17 protein-coding genes are annotated in these 18,625 nt (G+C 50.9%); 1 reads left to right on the forward strand and 16 read right to left on the reverse strand.

Annotated features, from left to right (window positions below):
* Position 1: 1 nt before the first annotated feature.
* Both skT53_RS09360 and skT53_RS09365 read right to left on the reverse strand, forming a co-directional pair.
* Positions 2-1,198, reverse strand: coding sequence for a Ger(x)C family spore germination protein (locus tag skT53_RS09360; protein WP_200760792.1), 1,197 nt, complete (start codon positions 1,196-1,198; stop codon positions 2-4).
* Between the two features lie 28 nt (positions 1,199-1,226).
* The gene (locus skT53_RS09365) at positions 1,227-2,786 is read right to left on the reverse strand and encodes a spore germination protein (protein WP_200760938.1); all 1,560 of its coding nucleotides are present in this window, start codon (positions 2,784-2,786) and stop codon (positions 1,227-1,229) included.
* A gap of 207 nt (positions 2,787-2,993) precedes the next feature.
* Between skT53_RS09365 and skT53_RS09370 the strand changes: the two genes are divergently transcribed.
* A complete protein-coding gene (locus skT53_RS09370) occupies positions 2,994-3,212 on the forward strand; it encodes a hypothetical protein (protein ID WP_200760793.1) in 219 nt (72 codons plus the stop codon).
* Between the two features lie 21 nt (positions 3,213-3,233).
* Here the strand turns inward: skT53_RS09370 and skT53_RS09375 are convergent, their stop codons facing one another.
* From skT53_RS09375 to skT53_RS09440, 14 genes are all read right to left on the reverse strand, one after another.
* Positions 3,234-3,644, reverse strand: coding sequence for a PaaI family thioesterase (locus skT53_RS09375; RefSeq protein WP_200760794.1), 411 nt, complete (start codon positions 3,642-3,644; stop codon positions 3,234-3,236).
* A 48-nt stretch (positions 3,645-3,692) separates the two neighbouring features.
* Positions 3,693-4,469: an enoyl-CoA hydratase/isomerase family protein gene (locus skT53_RS09380; protein WP_200760795.1), complete on the reverse strand. Its 777-nt coding sequence runs from the start codon at positions 4,467-4,469 to the stop codon at positions 3,693-3,695.
* A complete protein-coding gene (locus tag skT53_RS09385; protein WP_200760796.1) occupies positions 4,459-6,177 on the reverse strand; it encodes a sigma-54 interaction domain-containing protein in 1,719 nt (572 codons plus the stop codon). Before skT53_RS09385 ends, skT53_RS09380 begins: the two co-directional genes overlap by 11 nt.
* 63 nt (positions 6,178-6,240) lie before the next feature.
* On the reverse strand, positions 6,241-7,437 hold the full coding sequence (locus skT53_RS09390; RefSeq protein ID WP_200760797.1) for a thiolase family protein: 1,197 nt from the start codon (positions 7,435-7,437) through the stop codon (positions 6,241-6,243).
* A gap of 42 nt (positions 7,438-7,479) precedes the next feature.
* A complete protein-coding gene (locus skT53_RS09395) occupies positions 7,480-8,163 on the reverse strand; it encodes a 3-oxoacid CoA-transferase subunit B (protein ID WP_200760798.1) in 684 nt (227 codons plus the stop codon).
* On the reverse strand, positions 8,160-8,822 hold the full coding sequence (locus tag skT53_RS09400) for a CoA transferase subunit A (RefSeq protein WP_200760799.1): 663 nt from the start codon (positions 8,820-8,822) through the stop codon (positions 8,160-8,162). Before skT53_RS09400 ends, skT53_RS09395 begins: the two co-directional genes overlap by 4 nt.
* Positions 8,823-8,863: 41 nt before the next feature.
* Positions 8,864-9,736, reverse strand: coding sequence for a 3-hydroxyacyl-CoA dehydrogenase family protein (locus tag skT53_RS09405; RefSeq protein ID WP_200760800.1), 873 nt, complete (start codon positions 9,734-9,736; stop codon positions 8,864-8,866).
* 509 nt (positions 9,737-10,245) lie between these two features.
* Positions 10,246-11,391 (reverse strand): acyl-CoA dehydrogenase family protein, encoded by a 1,146-nt coding sequence (locus skT53_RS09410; RefSeq protein WP_200760939.1) that lies wholly within the window; start codon positions 11,389-11,391, stop codon positions 10,246-10,248.
* Positions 11,392-11,435: 44 nt separating this feature from the next.
* Positions 11,436-13,004: a long-chain-fatty-acid--CoA ligase gene (locus skT53_RS09415; RefSeq protein ID WP_200756256.1), complete on the reverse strand. Its 1,569-nt coding sequence runs from the start codon at positions 13,002-13,004 to the stop codon at positions 11,436-11,438.
* Positions 13,005-13,016: 12 nt separating this feature from the next.
* The gene (locus skT53_RS09420) at positions 13,017-14,183 is read right to left on the reverse strand and encodes an acyl-CoA dehydrogenase family protein (RefSeq protein WP_200756258.1); all 1,167 of its coding nucleotides are present in this window, start codon (positions 14,181-14,183) and stop codon (positions 13,017-13,019) included.
* A gap of 5 nt (positions 14,184-14,188) precedes the next feature.
* Positions 14,189-15,064, reverse strand: coding sequence for a 3-hydroxyacyl-CoA dehydrogenase (locus skT53_RS09425; RefSeq protein WP_404828962.1), 876 nt, complete (start codon positions 15,062-15,064; stop codon positions 14,189-14,191).
* A 431-nt stretch (positions 15,065-15,495) separates the two neighbouring features.
* Complete coding sequence (locus skT53_RS09430; protein WP_200756262.1) at positions 15,496-15,813, reverse strand: DUF3870 domain-containing protein; 318 nt, start codon at positions 15,811-15,813, stop codon at positions 15,496-15,498.
* Positions 15,814-15,874: 61 nt separating this feature from the next.
* Complete coding sequence (locus skT53_RS09435; RefSeq protein WP_200760940.1) at positions 15,875-17,086, reverse strand: acyl-CoA dehydrogenase family protein; 1,212 nt, start codon at positions 17,084-17,086, stop codon at positions 15,875-15,877.
* A 297-nt stretch (positions 17,087-17,383) separates the two neighbouring features.
* Complete coding sequence (locus skT53_RS09440; RefSeq protein WP_200756264.1) at positions 17,384-18,568, reverse strand: CaiB/BaiF CoA transferase family protein; 1,185 nt, start codon at positions 18,566-18,568, stop codon at positions 17,384-17,386.
* Positions 18,569-18,625 lie beyond the last annotated feature (57 nt).

Consider the following 18,625-nt stretch of genomic DNA (forward strand, 5'->3'; position numbering starts at 1 on the left):
GTTATTTTTTCTTCTCGATCATCAAAATCGAGCCGGGCGTGGTAACCGTTGCCTTTGCATTCACTTGAACGTCAACCTGGCTGAACATATTTTGTCCGTTATCCCAATTCTCTTTGATTTTCCGCCAAACATCCGGGTGTTTTCGCGCCAATGTCGCACCTAGTCCGATTGCATCTGTTTTCAGTTCCGTTTGCAGCGTTTTGATCGTTTCACCCGTCAATCGCTTCACTTCCTTTTCAGTAGACCGCTCGACCTGATGAACCATCGTTTCATCCAGTGTGTTTCTGGTTGACCAACTTTCCCCAATTTCACCCGTCACTTCAATTTGATAGCGGAAGGAAGGCATACCGTTTTGCATCGTTACAGTCAATTTTGTTGCCGCTTGCTTTACTTCAACCGCCACCCGTTCACCTGACGGAAGATCGGAAACCAGGACGCCCCCTCGGTATTGACCGGTCAAAAGCAAAAGTCCCTCCGTTTCTTCTCCGTTTAACCAGCCGACCAGCTTCTCGTTGGAACCGTTGTAAACGGCTGAACCAGACAAATGGATCTGGTTATTGACCATAAAAATCCGCTGCATGGCAAAACTGGTTCTGCCGTTCAATCTTTGCGATAAAAGACCCACTGACAAGTCCTTTGGCATGCGTGCCACATACCTGCTGTTTTCAGACAGAGACTCAATATATTCGCTCATCAGCTTTTCCTGCGGTGAAAAGGAGTTTAGCACATCACGCGCTTTCCCTTGTACGGTAATCACCGTGACCTTGCGACGCAGCTCATTATCCCGTAAAATGACATCCGCTATATCGTCCAGATAGCCTTCTCTTGCCAGTTCTTCGCCAATCAATACCACTTGTGTATGCTCGAAGTACGGACTGCGGCTGCTGCGGGTGGATGCGATCCGAGCGGTTTTGAACAACACGTCTCCGCTCGTCGTTATATTTAGAAAAGCCTTTTCTTCACCGCCGCCTCCTACACTTGCTGACTGTCCGCTCGTACGCAGCTTGGCGGGAATGGCAATCTGGTATGTCGCCTGAATTTTTTGCTTTTGTCCCTGTTTCGCTTTTTCCGGCGCTAAATCTATCGCTAATGCCATAACAAAACCGCGTTCTTCGATTTCAATCCGATCCCAACAACCGGTCAAACTGACCAAAGCCAATAAACAAACCGTCACAATCCAGGCTTTTTGATTTAACATCCTGACATCCCTTCCGCCACTGGCAAAATCAACTCATCCGCCACTCGTCTTCCGATTTTAATGAAGCAGGCCGCTTTTTAATAAGCTGCAGCGGAAACCGCATAATGAGGTCTTTCCAGTCACGCAGTTTGTAAGGACCAAACGGGGTTGAAAACACAGTACCGAAACTATGCATTCTTACCAAGTGAATATTGAGCAGGATATAGGCGATGATCACACCATATAGTCCGAGAACAGCAGCGGCCAGCATCATCAAAAACCGCAGTATGCGAAACGCAATCGCGACGCTGTAGGATGGGATGGAAAAGGAAGAAATCGCACCTAACGCTACAATAATGACCATGATCGGGCTAACAATTCCCGCCTGTACGGCCGCTTCTCCGATTACCAAACCGCCCACAATACCCACCGTTTGACCGACTGGCTTCGGCAGACGCACTCCTGCTTCCCGCAATACTTCAATTGTTACTTCCATAACAAACGCCTCAACGAGTGCAGGAAACGGCACTCCTTCACGGGAGGCCGCAATGGACAACGCCAATTTGGTTGGAATCAATCCTGGATGAAAGGAAACAAGCGCAATATAAAGCGATGGCAAAAAAACCGCAATAAACGCCGTCACATATCGTAAAGCACGAATCAGGGAACCCATCATCCAGCGTTCATATTTGTCTTCCGGCGATTTCAGCAGTTCGCTAAATGTAACAGGAACATAGAGAACAAATGGTGTACCATCTAAAAATATGGCAACTTTCCCCTGCAGCAGCGCCGATGCTACTCGATCAGGCCGTTCGGTGTGCTGTGCCTGCGGAAACGGGGAAAACACATTATCTTCGATTAACTGTTCCAGTTGGCCGCTTTCTTCCACATCGTCAATATCGATGCAAGCGAGCCTTTTATTCACTTCGTCCACCAGTTCCTGGCGGGCAATCCCTTTAATATAGGAGACTACCACCTCTTTTTTGCCCCGTCGGCCGATAAAATTCGATTGAAATGTGAGATTTGTGTCCTTGATCCTTAGTCGAACCAAAGCCAGATTGGTTCGGATCGATTCGATAAATCCTTCACGCGGCCCCCGAACCACTGATTCGCTTTCCGGTTCTTCTATACTTCGGGCAGGGTACTTGCGAGATCCGATAACCAGGAATTCCTTTGATCCGTCAAGCAACAGCACCGTGTCCCCCGATAAAACGGACAAACATAATGTATCGAGCGTGTTTCCGATCTTGGTTTCACTGGCACTGACCGCATGCTGTTCGATATACGTAGCAAGTTCGGGAAGATCCGAATTCAGATCTGTCTTCTGAAGTTCCGGCCATTCCAGCAGCAAGACACGAAGAATATCCGATTGAATGGTCTGTTTATCAACCAGATTGTCCACATACACAATGGACGATTTGATTCGATTGGAACCGATCTCCATTTGACGGATGATGACATCCGGATTTTGACCGATGGCCTGTTTGATCGTCTGCAAATTTTGCTCCAGTTGAGGAGTCAATTCGAGCGGAAATTCGGATTGATTTGCTTTCGGCAGCGAATTTTGAGATTGTTTGTCTTTCTGTACATCAAAATTAGGTTGCTTCATATCAATATCCGGTTGCTGCTTATCCGTTTTCGTTTGATTGGGCAGTCGATTTTTGGATTTGCCGTTCGCCTTCCTCCACAATGTCTCAATCGGTATGCGACGCAGTCCCATACACCTCCCGTTTCGCAAAGTTTTCCCCAATATGCATGGAAAATACAAGAAACGCAGAAACTGAATGCAATCTTGGAAGGGAAGAGGAAATTCGCTATGTGGCAGTCGCTATCGGAACAGTTGCCGCCTCTGTCTGTTTGGGTGGCTGCAGCATTAAGTTTCGTGCTGCCTCTCTTTTTCAGTTGGCTGATGCAAATCTTGCACAAGCAGGCCGATCCGCCCTGGTTACAAAAAGAGAGACATCAGCAGCAACAGAAGAAACAGACAACACGGCCAAGCCAGCAGCAGAAACAAAAAACAGCCCGCTCAAATTGAGCAGGCTGTTCCTAACGAAAATTATTTTTCTGAAAATACGCGGAAGGATGCGGTCGCCACCGCCAGCAATGTGCCGTCAGCCGCTTCCGCTCTGGCCTCCGTTGTCACGGTACGCTTCGTGTGATGTACGACCCGCCCGCGCCCATAAATCGTTCCTTCGCTGACCGGCGCCAAGTACTGGATGTTCATATTGGTAGTTGCCTGATGAGGTCCGCACTTGGCGCGCGACGCCAACCCCATCGCGTTATCCAGCAATGTGGCGTACAACCCTCCATGCACCGTATCGTTCCCATTCAAATGATGTTTTTCGATCTTAACGGAAATGACCGAATGTCCAGGCTCCAAATGTTCCACTACGCATCCGGTATGCTGCCAGAACGGAACTCTCATAAAGAAATCCCGCAACTCCTGCAAATACTTGTCGTTCTCCACTGTAACACCCCCAGTTGTCTCACCCGTCCGGCACAGTACCGGCAAGTCTTATTTCCCTTGAAAATTCGGCTTTCTCTTTTCCAAGAAGGCGGTCGTTCCTTCCCGTTTATCTTCGGATGTAAATAAAATGGCCTGCGCCAAACGCTCAATCACCATGCCCGTATCCAAATCGGTTTCCAAACCGGTCTGCACCGCCAATTTGGCAAGACGTACGGCAAGCGGACCTTTCGCCAGAATCGCATCTGCCGTTTTGCGGACGGCAGACATCAGTTCATCAGGGGATGCCACCTGTGTGACAAGACCCATCTGCTTGGCTTCCGCCGCATCAATCATCGCACCCGTCAAAATCATTTCCACCGCTTTGCCTTTTCCCACCAAACGAGCCAGCCGCTGTGTGCCGCCAGCCCCTGGAATTATGGCCAAATTCAGTTCCGGCAAGCCAAATTTGGCGTTTTCACTGGCAATCCGGATATCGCAGGACATGGCCAGTTCGCAGCCGCCGCCCAAAGCGAACCCGTTGACAGCCGCAATGGTCGGTTTCTCATACTGTTCCAGTTCCCGATAGAACGACTGCATATTGGATTCGAGCGCATCAAACAATGTTCGTTCCCGCAACTGCGCAATGTCGGCGCCAGCCGCAAACGATTTTTCTCCTGCTCCGGTGAATACGACCACCTGTACGGACGAATCAGTCCGCCATTGCTCCAATACGGACTTCATTTCGTTGACCGTTTCCATATTCAATGCATTCCGCACTTCCGGGCGATTGATCGTAATGATGCCGATCGATTCCTTCACTTCAGCGATAATATTTTTAAGTTCCATTCGGTCCTTCCTCCCCCTTCTGGCGTATGCCATATTTGTAGGCTTTTCGTATGGCGGTCGACTGGCTGATTTTTAACGCTTTCGCCACCTCGTACGAACTGCCATGCTGATCAAACGCTGCCTGCAAAATTTCCTGCTCATACCGCTCCAATACTTCCTGTAAACCGACCTGCTCGGCCACTGGCTGGCTACCCGCTTCCTCGTCCGGCATTTGATTGGCGGCAGCGGCCGGATCCCCTACCCCCGGCAGTTCGGCCAAATGTTCCGGAGTGATCACATGGTCGGGACTTACAACCAGCAACCGTTCGATAAAATTGGCCAGTTCCCGAATATTTCCCGGCCAATTGTACCGTTCCAGTATTTGCAGCGTCTCTTTTGTGAATTTTTTCGACGTTTGGTACTTGCGGTTAAACTTGTCCAGATAAAATCGGATCAGCGGAATGATTTCCTCTTTCCTTTTGCGAAGAGGCGGTATCTCAATCGGCACCACATACAACCGATAGTATAAATCCTCCCGGAACGTTCCTTGCGCCACCATGTTTTTCAAATCGCGGTTGGTCGCCGCAACAATTCGCACATTCACTTTGATCGGTTTCACGCCGCCGACGCGGTGAAATTCCTGTTCCTGCAGGACGCGCAGCAACTTGACCTGCAAATGGAGCGGCAGTTCGCCAATCTCGTCGAGGAACAGCGTGCCTTCATCCGCCAGTTCGAACATACCCGGTTTGCCGTTCCGGTTGGCGCCGGTAAACGCGCCCGCTTCATAGCCAAACATTTCCGATTCAAGCAGTTCCTGCGGAATGGCGCCGCAGTTCACTTTGATAAACGCCCCTTTTTCATAACGGCTGCTGTTGCGGTGGATCATGCGGGCGACCACCTCTTTGCCAACACCCGACTCGCCAAGCAGCAAAATCGTTGTGTCCGTATGAGCGACGCGGCGGGCCAGTTCCATCACCCGTTCCATCGATTGACTGGCCACCACAATCGGTTCTTCACCCGCATGAAATTTACGCAATTGAGACAATTCTTCCCGCAAACGGTTTAACTCCGATATGTCGCGCAAGTTTGTGACAACCCGGATGACCTCTCCCCGTTCATTGAACACCGGACTGCCCGTCATCAGGATCACTTTCCCTAACGCGTTTTCCTGAATCGACGTATATGGTTTTTTGTTTTTCATGACTTCGAACGTAACCGACTTTTGAACAACCCCTCGTTTCTCAAGATAACGGAGGTCTTTTCCGATATAATACTCTTTCGGAATTCCGGTCAGCCGTTCAATTGCATCGTTCGTCTTGAGCGTAATCCCATTCTTGTCAGTAATATAGATCCCGTCAAACGAGTTTTCAAAAATCGTATTCAATTCGTCCGCATCCGCCTGCGCCTCGATCAGTCGCTCCTGCATGCGGCGAAGCGGCAATAGATTGCAGGCGGTCAGCAGAACCAAGTGCCGATCGGCAGAATCCAAAACAGGGTAGGCGTCAATGGCGAGTTCCAGGCCCGGCAGCGACACTTTCCAATGTTTCGGTTTTCCCGCCTGCATGATGTCCTGTATTTGCTTTCGCTTAATCAACTGTTTTAAATCGGACTCCAGTCCGTGCAACGGCTGCTCAATCCATTGCCGCAGCGTTCCGTTCACGAACCGCACCGTACCCCCGCCAGTCAGGCAGGCCAGCCCGATTTCATATGAAATGTGATCTTGTTCCATGACGGTTCCCTCCGCCTGAGAAATCCTATCTGTTAGATTTCTCTAAAAACGGAAGAGAATCCTTTATCGTCTGAGATTTTCCACAATCGTCGAAATTCCCTGGCCGCCGCCAATACAGAGAGTCACCATTCCATAGCGGGAACCGCGGCGTTCCATCTCATACAGCAGTTTGGCCATCAGAATGGCACCGGTTGCCCCCAACGGATGTCCCAAGGCGATAGCTCCCCCGTTGACGTTGACCTTTTCCAGACCGATGCCCAGTTCCTTAATGACAGCCAAAGATTGTGCAGCGAACGCTTCGTTCAGCTCGATCAGATCGATGTCGTCCAGCGTGAGACCTGCCATCTTCAATGCTTTGCGGGTTGAAGGAACCGGTCCAATACCCATGATTTCCGGCGATACGCCAGATACGGCCTGTGCAATCATGCGGGCGCGCGGCTTCAGGCCACGGTCTGCCGCTGTTTTTTCCGACATGACAACCGCCACAGACGCCCCGTCATTCCGGCCACTTGCATTGCCCGCTGTCACGGTGCCACCTTTTTTGAAAACGGGGGGAAGCGCCAGCAGTTTTTCGACCGATGTCAATCGCGGATGTTCGTCCGTATCAAACACGATCGTTTCTTTTTTCGACTTGATTTCGTAAGGAACGATTTCGTCTTTGAACTTGCCGGATGAAATCGCCAGGGCAGCCCGACTTTGGCTGAGATACGCAAATTCGTCCTGCTCCTGTCTGCTGATCTGGTATTTTTCGGCCAGGTTTTCAGCCGTCAATCCCATCGTCAAATCTTTGCCGTACACTTCCGGCGGCTGTGAACCGGGCTGGCTTTCCGTATTCGAATCATACAGCGTGACATTGCCGGTACCCAGTCCAAAACGGGCCCCTTTCAGATAGAACGGCGCATTGCTCATGCTTTCCGTACCGCCTGCCAGAATGATGTCCGCAAAGCCGCACTGGATTTGCTGCCAGGCATTGTTAATCGCTTGCAGACCGGAACCGCACTGCCGCTGCACCGTGTAGGCGGGCACCTCAATTGGCAATCCTGCCCTCAGCATCGCCACACGCGCCACGTTTGCCGCATCGGCGCTCTGTTTGGTCTGGCCAAGAATTACCTCATCCACTTCGGTTCCTGCAATGCCGGTTCTTTTCAATACTTCTTCGATCACTTTCGCCGCCAGAAAATCGGCTTCTACATCTTTCAGGGTACCGCCGATCCGGCCAATCGCCGTTCGGACCACATCTACAATTACAACTCCGTTCATATCGCTTCCTCCTCGTTTGCTTGATGGGCGGTGCCCACTTTTTCAAGCACCTCTTTGCTCCAGGGAAACAGGACGACTGACAAATTTAAAATCGGGCGCCAGCCGATACTCAGCCGGCGTAATCTCCTTCAGCTGTTCCAACGTGAGTTCATCGACCGCTTCCCGCAAAATCATCTGCCCATTGGTAAATGTAAACACCGCATATTCGGTTACCAAAATATCCACTTCTCCTTTTGCCGTCAGCGGATAGGTGCATTCTTTCACTACTTTTGGCTGACCTTGCGGATCCAAGTGGGTCGTGGCGACGATAACCGTTCGTGCACCAACAATTAAATCCATCGCACCGCCGACTCCCAGCACATCTTTGCCGGGAATCGCCCAGTTGGCTATATCCCCCGTCTGGCTGACCTGCAGACCGCCAATCACTGTCTTGTCGACATGCCCGCCCCGCATCATCGCAAACGCCATGGCCGAGTCAAAAAAGGAAGCGCCCGGCAGTTCTGAGACCGGCAGTTTGCTGGCATTGATTAAGTCCATATCGACTTGGTCAGCGGGCGGCGTCGGCCCGACTCCCAAAATGCCGTTTTCGGATTGCAGGAACAACTTTCGATCCGCTGGAATATAGTCCGCGACAAGTACCGGAATCCCGATCCCCAGATTGACGATATCGCCTTCCTGCAGTTCCTGTGCCGCCCGCCAAGCGATATAGTGACGCACATTGATCATACGGACACCTCCCGACAGACGACCACATCAACGAACAAATGCGGTGTGACAATCTTTTCCGGATCCAATTCTCCGATTTCCACCACTTCATCCACTTCCGCAATTGTCAGATCGGCAGCCATCGCCATCAGCGGATTGAAATTGCGGGCCGTCTTGTAATAGATCAGATTGCCGTAACGATCTGCTTTATACGCCTTGATCAGCGCGATATCCGCACGCAAACTTCTTTCCAGCACATATTCCCGACCATCAAACAGTTTCGTCTCTTTTCCCTCTGCCAGCAGGGTCCCGGCGCCAGTAGGCGTATAAAAAGCGGCTATTCCGCTGCCGCCCAAGCGGATCGCTTCCGAAAACGTCCCCTGCGGCAACAGTTGGACCTCCAGCTTTCCTTCCCGCTGATAACGAAGTACGTCCGGATTGCTTGTAAAATATGTGCCAATTGCTTTCCGGAGCCGGTCTTTCAACAGCAGTTTGCCAAGCCCCTGCCCCTGCTGTCCCACATTGTTGCTGATAACAGTCAGATCGCAAACATCGCTTTCCAAGAGCGCGTCAATCAGCGTCATCGGTTGGCCGGACAGGCCAAAACCGCCGACCATCATGGAGGCGCCGTTTGGAATTAATGCAATTGCCTCTTTTGCCGTCATAAACTTTGCCGGCATGGTCATCCCTCGCTTTTTGGGAAAATTAACGATTCCTTCCCCTATTTTTTCGAGTAGTCGTACCATCCTTTGCCTGTTTTGCGGCCCAGTTCCCCTTTTTCAAACTTTTGTTTGACAGACGGTTTGGGGCCGTCGTTCGGGTTGCCCGTTTCCTGCATGCGTTGCATGCGCACATAATAGTTCACGTCAATCCCCGTCAAATCCATCAAGGCAAACGGTCCAATCGGATGGTTCAATGCTTTTGTGCAAGCCAAGTCTATATCTTCAAATGATGCGATGCCCTGTTCATACAGGTTCACTGCTTCGTCCATCAGAGCGCCTAAAATACGGTTGGCCACAAAGCCGGAAATCTCTTTGTTGAGCGTAATCGGAAGTTTGCCGATGCGCTTTGCCAGTTCGACTGTGGTATCCACCGTTTCCTGCGAAGTCTGCGGGTTGCGAACCACTTCCACCAGTTGCATCACAAGTGCCGGATTAAAAAAGTGCATATTGCAGACACGATCGGGACGACTGGTTGCGTCGGCGATTTTGGAACTGACAATCGTCGAGCTGTTGGTCGCCAAAATGGCGTGGGACGGCGCCATTTTGTCCAATTTGGCAAACAGGTCGCGCTTGGCATCCAGTTTTTCAATAATCGCCTCAATGGCAAAATCAGCATCGACGGCCGCTTTTTCCAATTCGGTCGTAAACGACAAACGGGCAAATGCATCGTCCACCTGCTGCTGTGTAAGACGTCCTTTTGCCACTCTGTTTTTCATGTGCCCTTGCAGGGATTCCTGCGCTTTTTGCAAACTTTCTTCCGCTACATCCTGAACGGTTACGCGATACCCGGCCAACGCGCAGACCATCGCAATCTGCGACCCCATCGCGCCAGAACCGACAACCAGAATATGTTTGATTTGATCGATAGACATCGGGATTCCTCCTTGTCGTTTTGGATACCGGTACAATATCCCTTTTCTTTGACGATAAAAACAAGACCGCTGCACTCCTCAAATGGAAGGCACGTTCTAACTCGCTTCTTTTTGCAGGCAAGATTTGTTAGGCTAGGGTGCCGATACGCCCAAAGGAACGATTGCGCCGCAATGAACAACGGCTTCGAACACGCTGCTTCATGAGCGAAGTTCAATTGCTGTGCAATCCGCTCACTTTCCGGCGGGGCGCATTTCTGTTGCAAGACAACATTCACGAACACGTACTAGCGAAGCGTAGACGAATGATTAGATCTTGTCCGTTGTACCCATAGGGCACAAGTCGCGTCAAGGCAGTAAACTGCCAGATCGCGCTATGTTTGAGCGAAGCGAGTTTAGGACAGATCTTTCATTCGGCAAGCTGAGCGGTTCACAATCTTCATCCAGTCATGTGTTCGTATGTTGTGGGCGAACAGAAACGCGATACACCGCCACACAACGATCAGCAACTTTTACTTCCCCAAAATATTGGCCGCGATAATATTTCTCTGAATCTCGTTGGTACCTTCGTAGATTTTCGTAATGCGGGCATCCCGATAGAACCGTTCCACCGCATATTCCTTCATGTAGCCAAGTCCGCCAAAAATCTGCAGCGCACGGTCTGCCACCTTGTTAAACGTATCGGTTGCAAACAGCTTGGTCATCGCCGCTTCCTTCAACGCTTTTTCACCGTTTTCCAAACGTTCGGCCACCGAATAATTGAACGCGCGGCCGACTTCCGTTTCCGTTGCCATGTCTGCCAATATCCAACGCAGCCCTTGATTTGTCGCAATGGGTTTGCCAAACTGTACGCGCTGCTGCATATAATCAGTCGCCAATTCGATCAGCTTCTGGCAGGAGCCGTATGCCCTTGCCGCCAAGGTGCATCGCCCTTCCGTCAAAATTTTCAACGCGTTGGCATAGCCCATGCCGACTTCACCGATCACATTTTCTTCCGGCACTTCCAGGTCCTCAAAAAACAACTGGGCGGTGTGAGAGCCGCGCAATCCCATTTTTTTATCAACAGCCCCCACTTTGAATCCGGGGAAGTTTTTCTCGACGGCGAAGGCGGTAAAACCGCCCTTGACACCTTTTGTCGGGTCAGTGACTGCGATCACGGTGAATAAATCGGCATAAGGACCGTTGGTAATGAAATGTTTCATGCCGTTGACGATCCATCGGTCTCCTTTTTTCTCCGCGCGTGTTTTCAGGTTGGTGGCGTCGGAACCCGCTTCCGGTTCGGACAGCGCGAAGGCAGCCAACAGTTTTCCTTCCGCCAAGGCGGGCAGATATTTGTTTTTCAGATACTCGCTGCCCAGCCGAACGATACCGGTACTGCCGATCCCGGTATGGGCACTGATAATGGACACAAATCCGTTATGCGTCCGGCCCATTTTTTCAAGAACGAGACATTTGCCAACGACGCCAAGCCCCAAACCGCCGTATTCTTCGGGGATCCCCATGCCATAAAGCCCCAATTCCTTGGCCGTCTGCAGCAAATGTTCCGGTACATGGTCTTCTTCTTCGATCTGGTTAGCGAACGGTTCCACTTCATTGTCGATAAACTCCTGTACGGTGCGCGCAATCTGTTTCAACTCTTCCGAAAATTGCATCTTGATGTCTCCTCTTCTATTTCATATTGAAATGGTTTTCACGTTAGAATTCAACGATTCGCAGACTTCATTCTCTCCAACTCTTGTTCGACCAGCGTGCGTTTCAAAATCTTGCCGACCGTCGTCTTCGGCAGTGCGTCTCGAAACTCGATGCTGCGCGGCACTTTGTATGCCGTTAGACGTTCCCTGCAAAATGAGATCAACTCTTCTTCCGTAACCGTTTCGCCCTGTTTGGGAACGACAAACGATTTGACCGCTTCCCCCCGATACGGGTCCGGGATGCCCACCACAGCCGCTTCCTGCACTTTCGAATGTTGATAAAGCACCTCTTCGACTTCTTTCGGGTACACGTTGAAACCGCCTGTAATGATCATTTCTTTCTTGCGGCCGACGATATAAAAATAGCCGTCGTCGTCAATGGTTGCGATGTCCCCCGTATGGAGCCAGCCGTCGCGAATCGTTTTGGCCGTTTCCTCCGGGTTATTCCAGTACCCTTTCATCACTTGCGGACCTTTGACCACCAGTTCACCCGGTTCGCCCGGCGGCATGATCTTCGTACCCGTTTCCAGATCAACAACACGCGCCTCCGTCAACGGGAATGGGATTCCGATGCTGCCCGGCTTTCGAACGCCATTCATCGGATTACGGTGGGTAACGGGACCCGCTTCCGACAACCCATACCCTTCCGTAATTTTCGCGCCTGTTCTTGCTTCAAACTGCCGGATAATTTCGACTGGAAGCGGCGCCGAACCGCAGATGGTCGATTTAAACGATGTCATATCGACTTCGGCACTTTTTGGATGGTTCAGCATCGCGATATACATAGTGGGTACGCCGGAAAACAGGGTAGGCCGATAGGTTTTGATAATTTCAAGCACTTCACCCGCATCAAACTTCGGACGCAGCACAATGGTTCCGCCAATCAACACGCCCAGGTTCATAACGGCTGTCATTCCGTACACATGGTATAACGGGGCCAACCCCAGCAGCACTTCGCCCGGGATCTCAATTACCGAAGACGAAAACTGATAGCTTTGGCGGGCATTGGCTACCAGGTTGTAGTGTGTCAGCATCACACCTTTTGATCGCCCGGTGGTGCCGCCTGTGTACTGCAGCACCGCCACATCTTCCTGCGGATCGATCTGCAACTGCGGAGGATTGGGACTTGTATCGGCGAATACCCGTTCCGTATCGACACCGAATCCCTTGCCATTCGAATCGTCGAACAACAATACCTCTTTCACCGGATGCTGTGCGGTGACGCTTTGCAGTTTGTCCGCCTGGTCAGCCGCCGCCAAAATCCAGCTGGCGCCTGAATCTTCCATGATATGGAGCAGTTCATGCTCCGTATAAAACGGATTGACCTGTACGACAATGCCGCCAGCCCGCAATACGGCGTAATAGGAGATGATATACTCCGGCCGGTTGGGAAACATCACGGCTGCCCGATCCCCTTTTTGCAAACCTGTGGCGGCCAACGCGGTTGCCAAGCGGTCTACACGGTCAAGCAACTGCTGATAGGTCATCGATTGATCATAGTAACGTACCGCCACCCGGTCCGGGTACTTTCCAGCGGTGTCGAGCAAAAATTGGAACACCGGTTGCAGCGGAATTTGCATGATGAGTCCCCCTTAAACCCCCGTATGTTTTTTCTGATATTCCTTGATCAATTGGGCTCCAATAATATTTTTCTGGATTTCCGAGGTACCCTCATAAATCCGTGTAATACGGGCATCCCGATAAAAACGCTCAATCGGATATTCGGCGATGTACCCGATTCCTCCGTGCACCTGCACCGCCTTGTCGGCTACCCGGTTATACACTTCGGAACCAAACAGTTTCACCATCGCCGCCTCTTTGATCACATTCATTCCTTGATCAGTCATCCAGGCCACACGGTATACCATCGAACGCAGCGCCTCAATTTCCAGCGCCATTTCGGACAGCATATGAAGCACCGCCTGCTGTTCAATGATCGGTTTGTCAAATTGCACCCGCTCCATTGCAAACTGCACCGATTTATCGAGCAAATACTGGCAGGAACCAAGGTTTCGGGCAGCCAATCCGGCACGGCCGTTTGTCAAAATCTTCAGCGCGTTCACATACCCTTGTCCTTCCTCACCCAGCCGGTTCTCTACAGGCACTTCCAAATCTTCAAAAAACAGTTCGCAGGAGTGGGAGCCGTGCAGTCCCATCTTCTTCTCTACTTTGCCGACAACAAAGCCGGGGAAGTCTTTCTCTACGATAAAAGAGGTGATTCCTTTCGGTCCTTTCGACGGATCGGTCACCGCCATAACGGTAAACACGTGGGCCTCTTTCGCATTCGTAATGTAATGCTTCGAGCCGTTGATAATATAGCGGTCCCCTTTGCGGACGGCAGCGGTTTTGATGTTGGCGGCGTTCGAACCGGCGCTGGGTTCGGTCAACGCAAATGCCCCCATCCATTCGCCGGTAGCCATTTTTGGCAGGTAGCGGCCTTTTTGTTCTTCATTTCCGAGCTCCACAATTCCGACAGAGCCGATTCCGTTATGGGTGCCGACAAATGTCGTGAAACCGTTGTGCGTTTTGCCCAACTCTTCAAAAACGGCGCATTTTCCGACCATATCAAGTCCAAGACCGCCGTATTCCTCAGGGATACTGAGTCCAAACAGGCCCATTTCTTTCGCCATTCGTTCGATTTTTTCCGGGATTTGATCGTTTTCTTCGATCAAATGGGCAACCGGTTCCACTTCATTTGCAACAAAGTCCCTTACCGTCTGACACAGTGAGACAATCTCTTCCGGCAATTTAAAATCCATTTGACTCATCCCTTCTTCGGCAGCTTGTTGCCTTTTTCGTCATATTCAAAAATGCCCCGTCCCGACTTTTTGCCGAGTCGCCCCGCTTTTACATATTTGCTGAGCAGGGGGCAGGGACGGTATTTTTCACCAAGTGTCTGATGCAGGTATTCGAGATTCCGAAGGCGGGTATCCAACCCCACCAAATCGGCCAGCTCAAGAGGCCCCATCGGGTAGCCAAGCCCCAGTTTGATCGCTTTATCAATGTCTTCCGCACTGGCGACTCCTTCCATCATCATATACATCGCTTCATTTCCGACCAACGCGTTGATCCGTCCCGGAACAAATCCCGGAAACTCATTCACTTCAACCGCTTCTTTTCCCATTTGCTCAGCGACCGTTCTTGCGATCTTCACCGTTTCGTCCGATGTGTCCATGCCGCGAATAATTTCACACAGTTTCATTTTCGGCACCGGATTGAAAAAATGCATCGCCACGCAACGATCCGCCCGCTTTGTGGCGGAAGCGATTTCGGTCGGACTCATCGTCGACGTGTTAGTCGCCAGTATCGTATGAGGCGGGCAAATTTCATCCAGTTGCCGAAAAATTCCCATTTTTAAATCCATAATTTCGAGGACTGCTTCAATCACCAGATCCGCATCTTTGGCAGCATCCCGCAGATCGCCGGACGTTTTGATTCGCTGCAGGGCAGCGTCTGCCGCTTCCTGCGTCAGTTTTCCGCGAGTGACGCCGGAGTCAAGATCAGCCCGAATGGTTTCCAGAGCCCGGTCCATCGCCTCCTGCTTCACGTCATGAACGGTTACCTGAAACCCTCCAACGGCAGCTGCATAAGCGATTCCCCGTCCCATCACGCCTGTTCCGATTACTGTAATTTTTTGAATCTGCAATAGGATCACCCTCCACCATGTTTTCCGAATCAACTTAAAGAAAACTTGGCTTTCGCCAAGCCTTTGGCGCAAGCGGAAGCAAAGTTCCACCCACCAAAGTGGCAAGCACTTTGGTGGGACCCTCTTGCCCTTATGTCGACAGGATAAAATTTATAAATTCCTATCGACTAAACAAGCTTTCCTTCCTCTGCAATCGATATTCTCACGCAAAATCCGTGCCAACACTCCCAATCCCCTGTAACCTAAAGAGTTTTCCGTACTTCACAAGAAACCGATGCACAAGAAAAGATTGCTATAAGTCAACTAATTGAGTCAATTTTGAATTGTTTAATGCATATATGACTTAAGACTGAATGGAACCTTTCGATCTTGACAAAAAACAAACACCTAACAGCAGCATCTCTCTGATGTCAGGTGTTTCTCTCTCATTCATCCAAACCTTCATACTGTGTCTGCAAATCCCGCAAGGCGGCAACCAGCGCATGCTGCGCTTTGCCGCGGTAATGTTTCTGCACCAGTTGAATCGGCTCCTCGATTCCATCCCGTAAACTGCAGCCACGGATCAGCATTCCGATAAAATCACGGCCGTGTTCCGTGGCAAGCGTGCAGGAAGCTTGCAAAATCACACCGTACTTGTGATCTACTTCCGCTGTAATGGTCAGCGTTTCAAACACGCTTTTGGCCGCCATCCCCTGCGGCAGTTTGGCATGTCCGGCAATAAAAATCGATTTTCCGTTATACATATCCCCACCGCCTTTTCATGTATTTTAATCGTACAGCGGCAGGGCAAAAAGTCAATATGGTCTATTCCAGGATGTCCCGGACGTCTTCAAACGGCCATTTCGGCAGCATTTTGTTAAGCGGTTTGTCCTTCCGGTAACCCAGCGCATATTCGGCCTGCATAATCGTGTGGATTTCACGGGTTCCTTCATAAATAACGGGAGCTTTCGCGTTCCGCAGGTAACGCTCGACTGGATATTCGTTGGAATAGCCGTATGCGCCGTGAATTTGGACCGCATCGGATGCCGCTTCCCAGGCAGCGTCACAGGCAATCCACTTGGCCAGCGACGTTTCCCGCGTATTGCGGACTCCCTGATTTTTCAGCCAGCCTGCACGGTAAACAAGTAGACGAGAAGTTTCCAAACCGGCTACCATTTTGGCGATCATCTGCTGCACCAATTGGTGCTGGCCGATTTTTTTGCCGAACGTTTCCCGTTCGTGGCAATATTTGAGGCTCGCTTCCAGGCAGGCTTGAATCGTTCCGCAAGCACCGGCAGCTACCGTGAAACGGCCGTTGTCAAGCGCCGACATGGCGATCTTAAACCCTTCCCCTTCTTCGCCAAGCAAGTTTTCAGCCGGCACCCGCACATCTTCCAGAATCACTTCGCCTGTGTTGCCGGCACGGATTCCCAGTTTCCCTTTGATGGCACGTGTCGTTACGCCAGGGAACGTACGTTCCACGATAAAACAGCTGATGCCGTTATGTTTTTTGGATTTGTCGGTGTAAGCAAAAATCAGGAAATTGTCCGCATAATCGGCCAACGAAATCCACAGTTTGGAACCATTCAGAATATAGGAATCGCCGTCTTTGCGAGCCGTCGTCACCATCGCCGCCACGTCGGAACCGGCACCCGGTTCGGTCAAGCCGAAAGCGGCCAATTTTTCCCCTTTCGCTTGCGGGGTGAGGTATTTCTGTTTCTGAAATTCGTTGCCCCACTGCAGAACAGTCATGCTGTTCAAGCCGGTATGCACGGATACAGCCGTCCGGAATGCAGTGTCGCCGCGCTCCAGTTCGTCGCAGACAATTGCCAGCGTATTGTAGTCCATGCCGCTGCCGCCATATTTCTCCGGTATACAAACCCCCATCAGTTCCAACTCGGCCAAACGCTTCAATACGCTCGGTTCAAAATGATGATTGGCATCCCATTCCTGGATGTAAGGCATAATTTCTTTGTCAACAAATGAACGAACCAGTTTGCGGACCGCTTCTTGCTCTTCACTCAGCGCAAAATTCATCATTGGTAAAATCCACCTTTCGTTGTTTAGTTTAGATAAACTCAATCGTCCCAAATTCCCGCTTTTTGGACATATGAACTTGTCAAGAGGCAGCTACTGTCCGCTGCGCATGCGATTCGCAAGAAACGCTCTAAACTCGCTTCGCTCAAACATAGCACGACTTGGCACCTATGGTGCCTAAGCGTAACTTGTGCCCTTTGGGTACAACGAGCGTTTCCAAGCGATCACTATGCTTGCTGGGCAGCAAGTTCATAAATGCCTTGCAAAGCGGGAATTTGGAACAATTGCTTATAACACTTAAATAATCCCCCTGGCTCTCCAATCACGAATCTGCTCTTCCGTAAATCCGTATTCCCGCAAAATTTCATCTGCATGTTCGCCCGGCAGCGGCGGATGACGGCGAATCTCTACCGGTGTGCGGGATAATTTTAACGGACTGCCGACCAAAGTCACGCTGCCGACCGTCGGATGAGGAATTTCTACCTTCATGTCTCGGGCTGTCACATGCGGATCATTAAACAGGTCCTGCATGTTGTTGATGGGACCGGCTGGAATCCCGGCTGACGTCAACTGTTTGAGCCATTCTTGCGACGTTTGGCGATTGAATTCTGCCTGCAGAATTTCAATCAACCGCTCGCGATTGGCAACCCGGGCGGAATTTGTTTGAAAATCAGGGTTTTCTGCCAACTGCGGAAGACCTATCAACTGGCACAATTTCTGAAACTGCCGGTCGTTTCCGACCGTGACCACCATTTCCCCGTCGCGGGTGGCAAATGTTTGATAAGGAACAATATTGGGATGCTCGTTGCCGTATCGTTTTGGAATCTGGCCCGACACCAGATAATTGCTGGCCACATTTGCGAGCAGCGAGATTTGGGAATCCAACAGGGAAATATCGAGGTGCTGTCCTTTTCCCGATGATTCCCGTTCCCGCAATGCTGCCAAAATGGCAATTGTACAGTACATGCCGGTCGCCAAGTCGGCAATCGCCACACCGACTTTCATCGGTCCCGACTGTTCGCTGCCGGTGATGCTCATCATGCCGCCCATCGCCTGTACAATGTAATCATAGCCTGGCAGTTCCGAATACGGGCCGTACTGGCCAAACCCGCTGATCGAACAATAGACCAGTCCGGGGTTTAACTGGCTCAGATCCTCATAACTGAGCCCCCACTTCTCCATACTGCCTGTTTTAAAATTCTGAATCAGGACATCGGCGGTACGCACCATTTCACGGAGAATGTCACGCGCTTCCGGATCTTTCAGGTTCAAGGTCAGCGCTCGCTTATTGCGATTCGCCGTCAGATAATAGGCGCTCTGGTCGCCCTTAAACGGCGGGCCCCAGGTGCGCGTTTCATCGCTGCCGCCCGGCCCTTCAATCTTAATCACATCCGCGCCCAAATCGCCCAGCAGCATCGTGCAGTAAGGACCGGCCAGCACACGAGTCAGATCAATCACTATCAAACCTTCCAGCGCTCTCATATCTCACCTCCAACTATCTTACACCGACTCATGCAACTCATGCGGTGATTGAATTGT

Source organism: Effusibacillus dendaii (assembly GCF_015097055.1).
GTDB lineage: Bacteria > Bacillota > Bacilli > Tumebacillales > Effusibacillaceae > Effusibacillus > Effusibacillus dendaii.

Excerpts from the sequence above, each read along its gene's own strand:
- skT53_RS09360 (WP_200760792.1), bottom strand. The coding sequence starts at position 1,198 with ATGTTAAATCAAAAAGCCTGGATTGTGACGGTTTGTTTATTGGCTTTG.
- skT53_RS09415 (WP_200756256.1), bottom strand. The coding sequence starts at position 13,004 with ATGCAAATTCCGCTGCAACCGGTGTTCCAATTTTTGCTCGACACCGCT.
- skT53_RS09365 (WP_200760938.1), bottom strand. The coding sequence starts at position 2,786 with ATGAAGCAACCTAATTTTGATGTACAGAAAGACAAACAATCTCAAAAT.
- skT53_RS09385 (WP_200760796.1), bottom strand. The coding sequence starts at position 6,177 with ATGGAACAAGATCACATTTCATATGAAATCGGGCTGGCCTGCCTGACT.
- skT53_RS09405 (WP_200760800.1), bottom strand. The coding sequence starts at position 9,736 with ATGTCTATCGATCAAATCAAACATATTCTGGTTGTCGGTTCTGGCGCG.
- skT53_RS09430 (WP_200756262.1), bottom strand. The coding sequence starts at position 15,813 with ATGTATAACGGAAAATCGATTTTTATTGCCGGACATGCCAAACTGCCG.
- skT53_RS09390 (WP_200760797.1), bottom strand. The coding sequence starts at position 7,437 with ATGAACGGAGTTGTAATTGTAGATGTGGTCCGAACGGCGATTGGCCGG.
- skT53_RS09400 (WP_200760799.1), bottom strand. The coding sequence starts at position 8,822 with ATGCCGGCAAAGTTTATGACGGCAAAAGAGGCAATTGCATTAATTCCA.
- skT53_RS09440 (WP_200756264.1), bottom strand. The coding sequence starts at position 18,568 with ATGAGAGCGCTGGAAGGTTTGATAGTGATTGATCTGACTCGTGTGCTG.
- skT53_RS09370 (WP_200760793.1), top strand. The coding sequence starts at position 2,994 with ATGTGGCAGTCGCTATCGGAACAGTTGCCGCCTCTGTCTGTTTGGGTG.
- skT53_RS09420 (WP_200756258.1), bottom strand. The coding sequence starts at position 14,183 with ATGGATTTTAAATTGCCGGAAGAGATTGTCTCACTGTGTCAGACGGTA.
- skT53_RS09380 (WP_200760795.1), bottom strand. The coding sequence starts at position 4,469 with ATGGAACTTAAAAATATTATCGCTGAAGTGAAGGAATCGATCGGCATC.
- skT53_RS09435 (WP_200760940.1), bottom strand. The coding sequence starts at position 17,086 with ATGAATTTTGCGCTGAGTGAAGAGCAAGAAGCGGTCCGCAAACTGGTT.
- skT53_RS09395 (WP_200760798.1), bottom strand. The coding sequence starts at position 8,163 with ATGATCAATGTGCGTCACTATATCGCTTGGCGGGCGGCACAGGAACTG.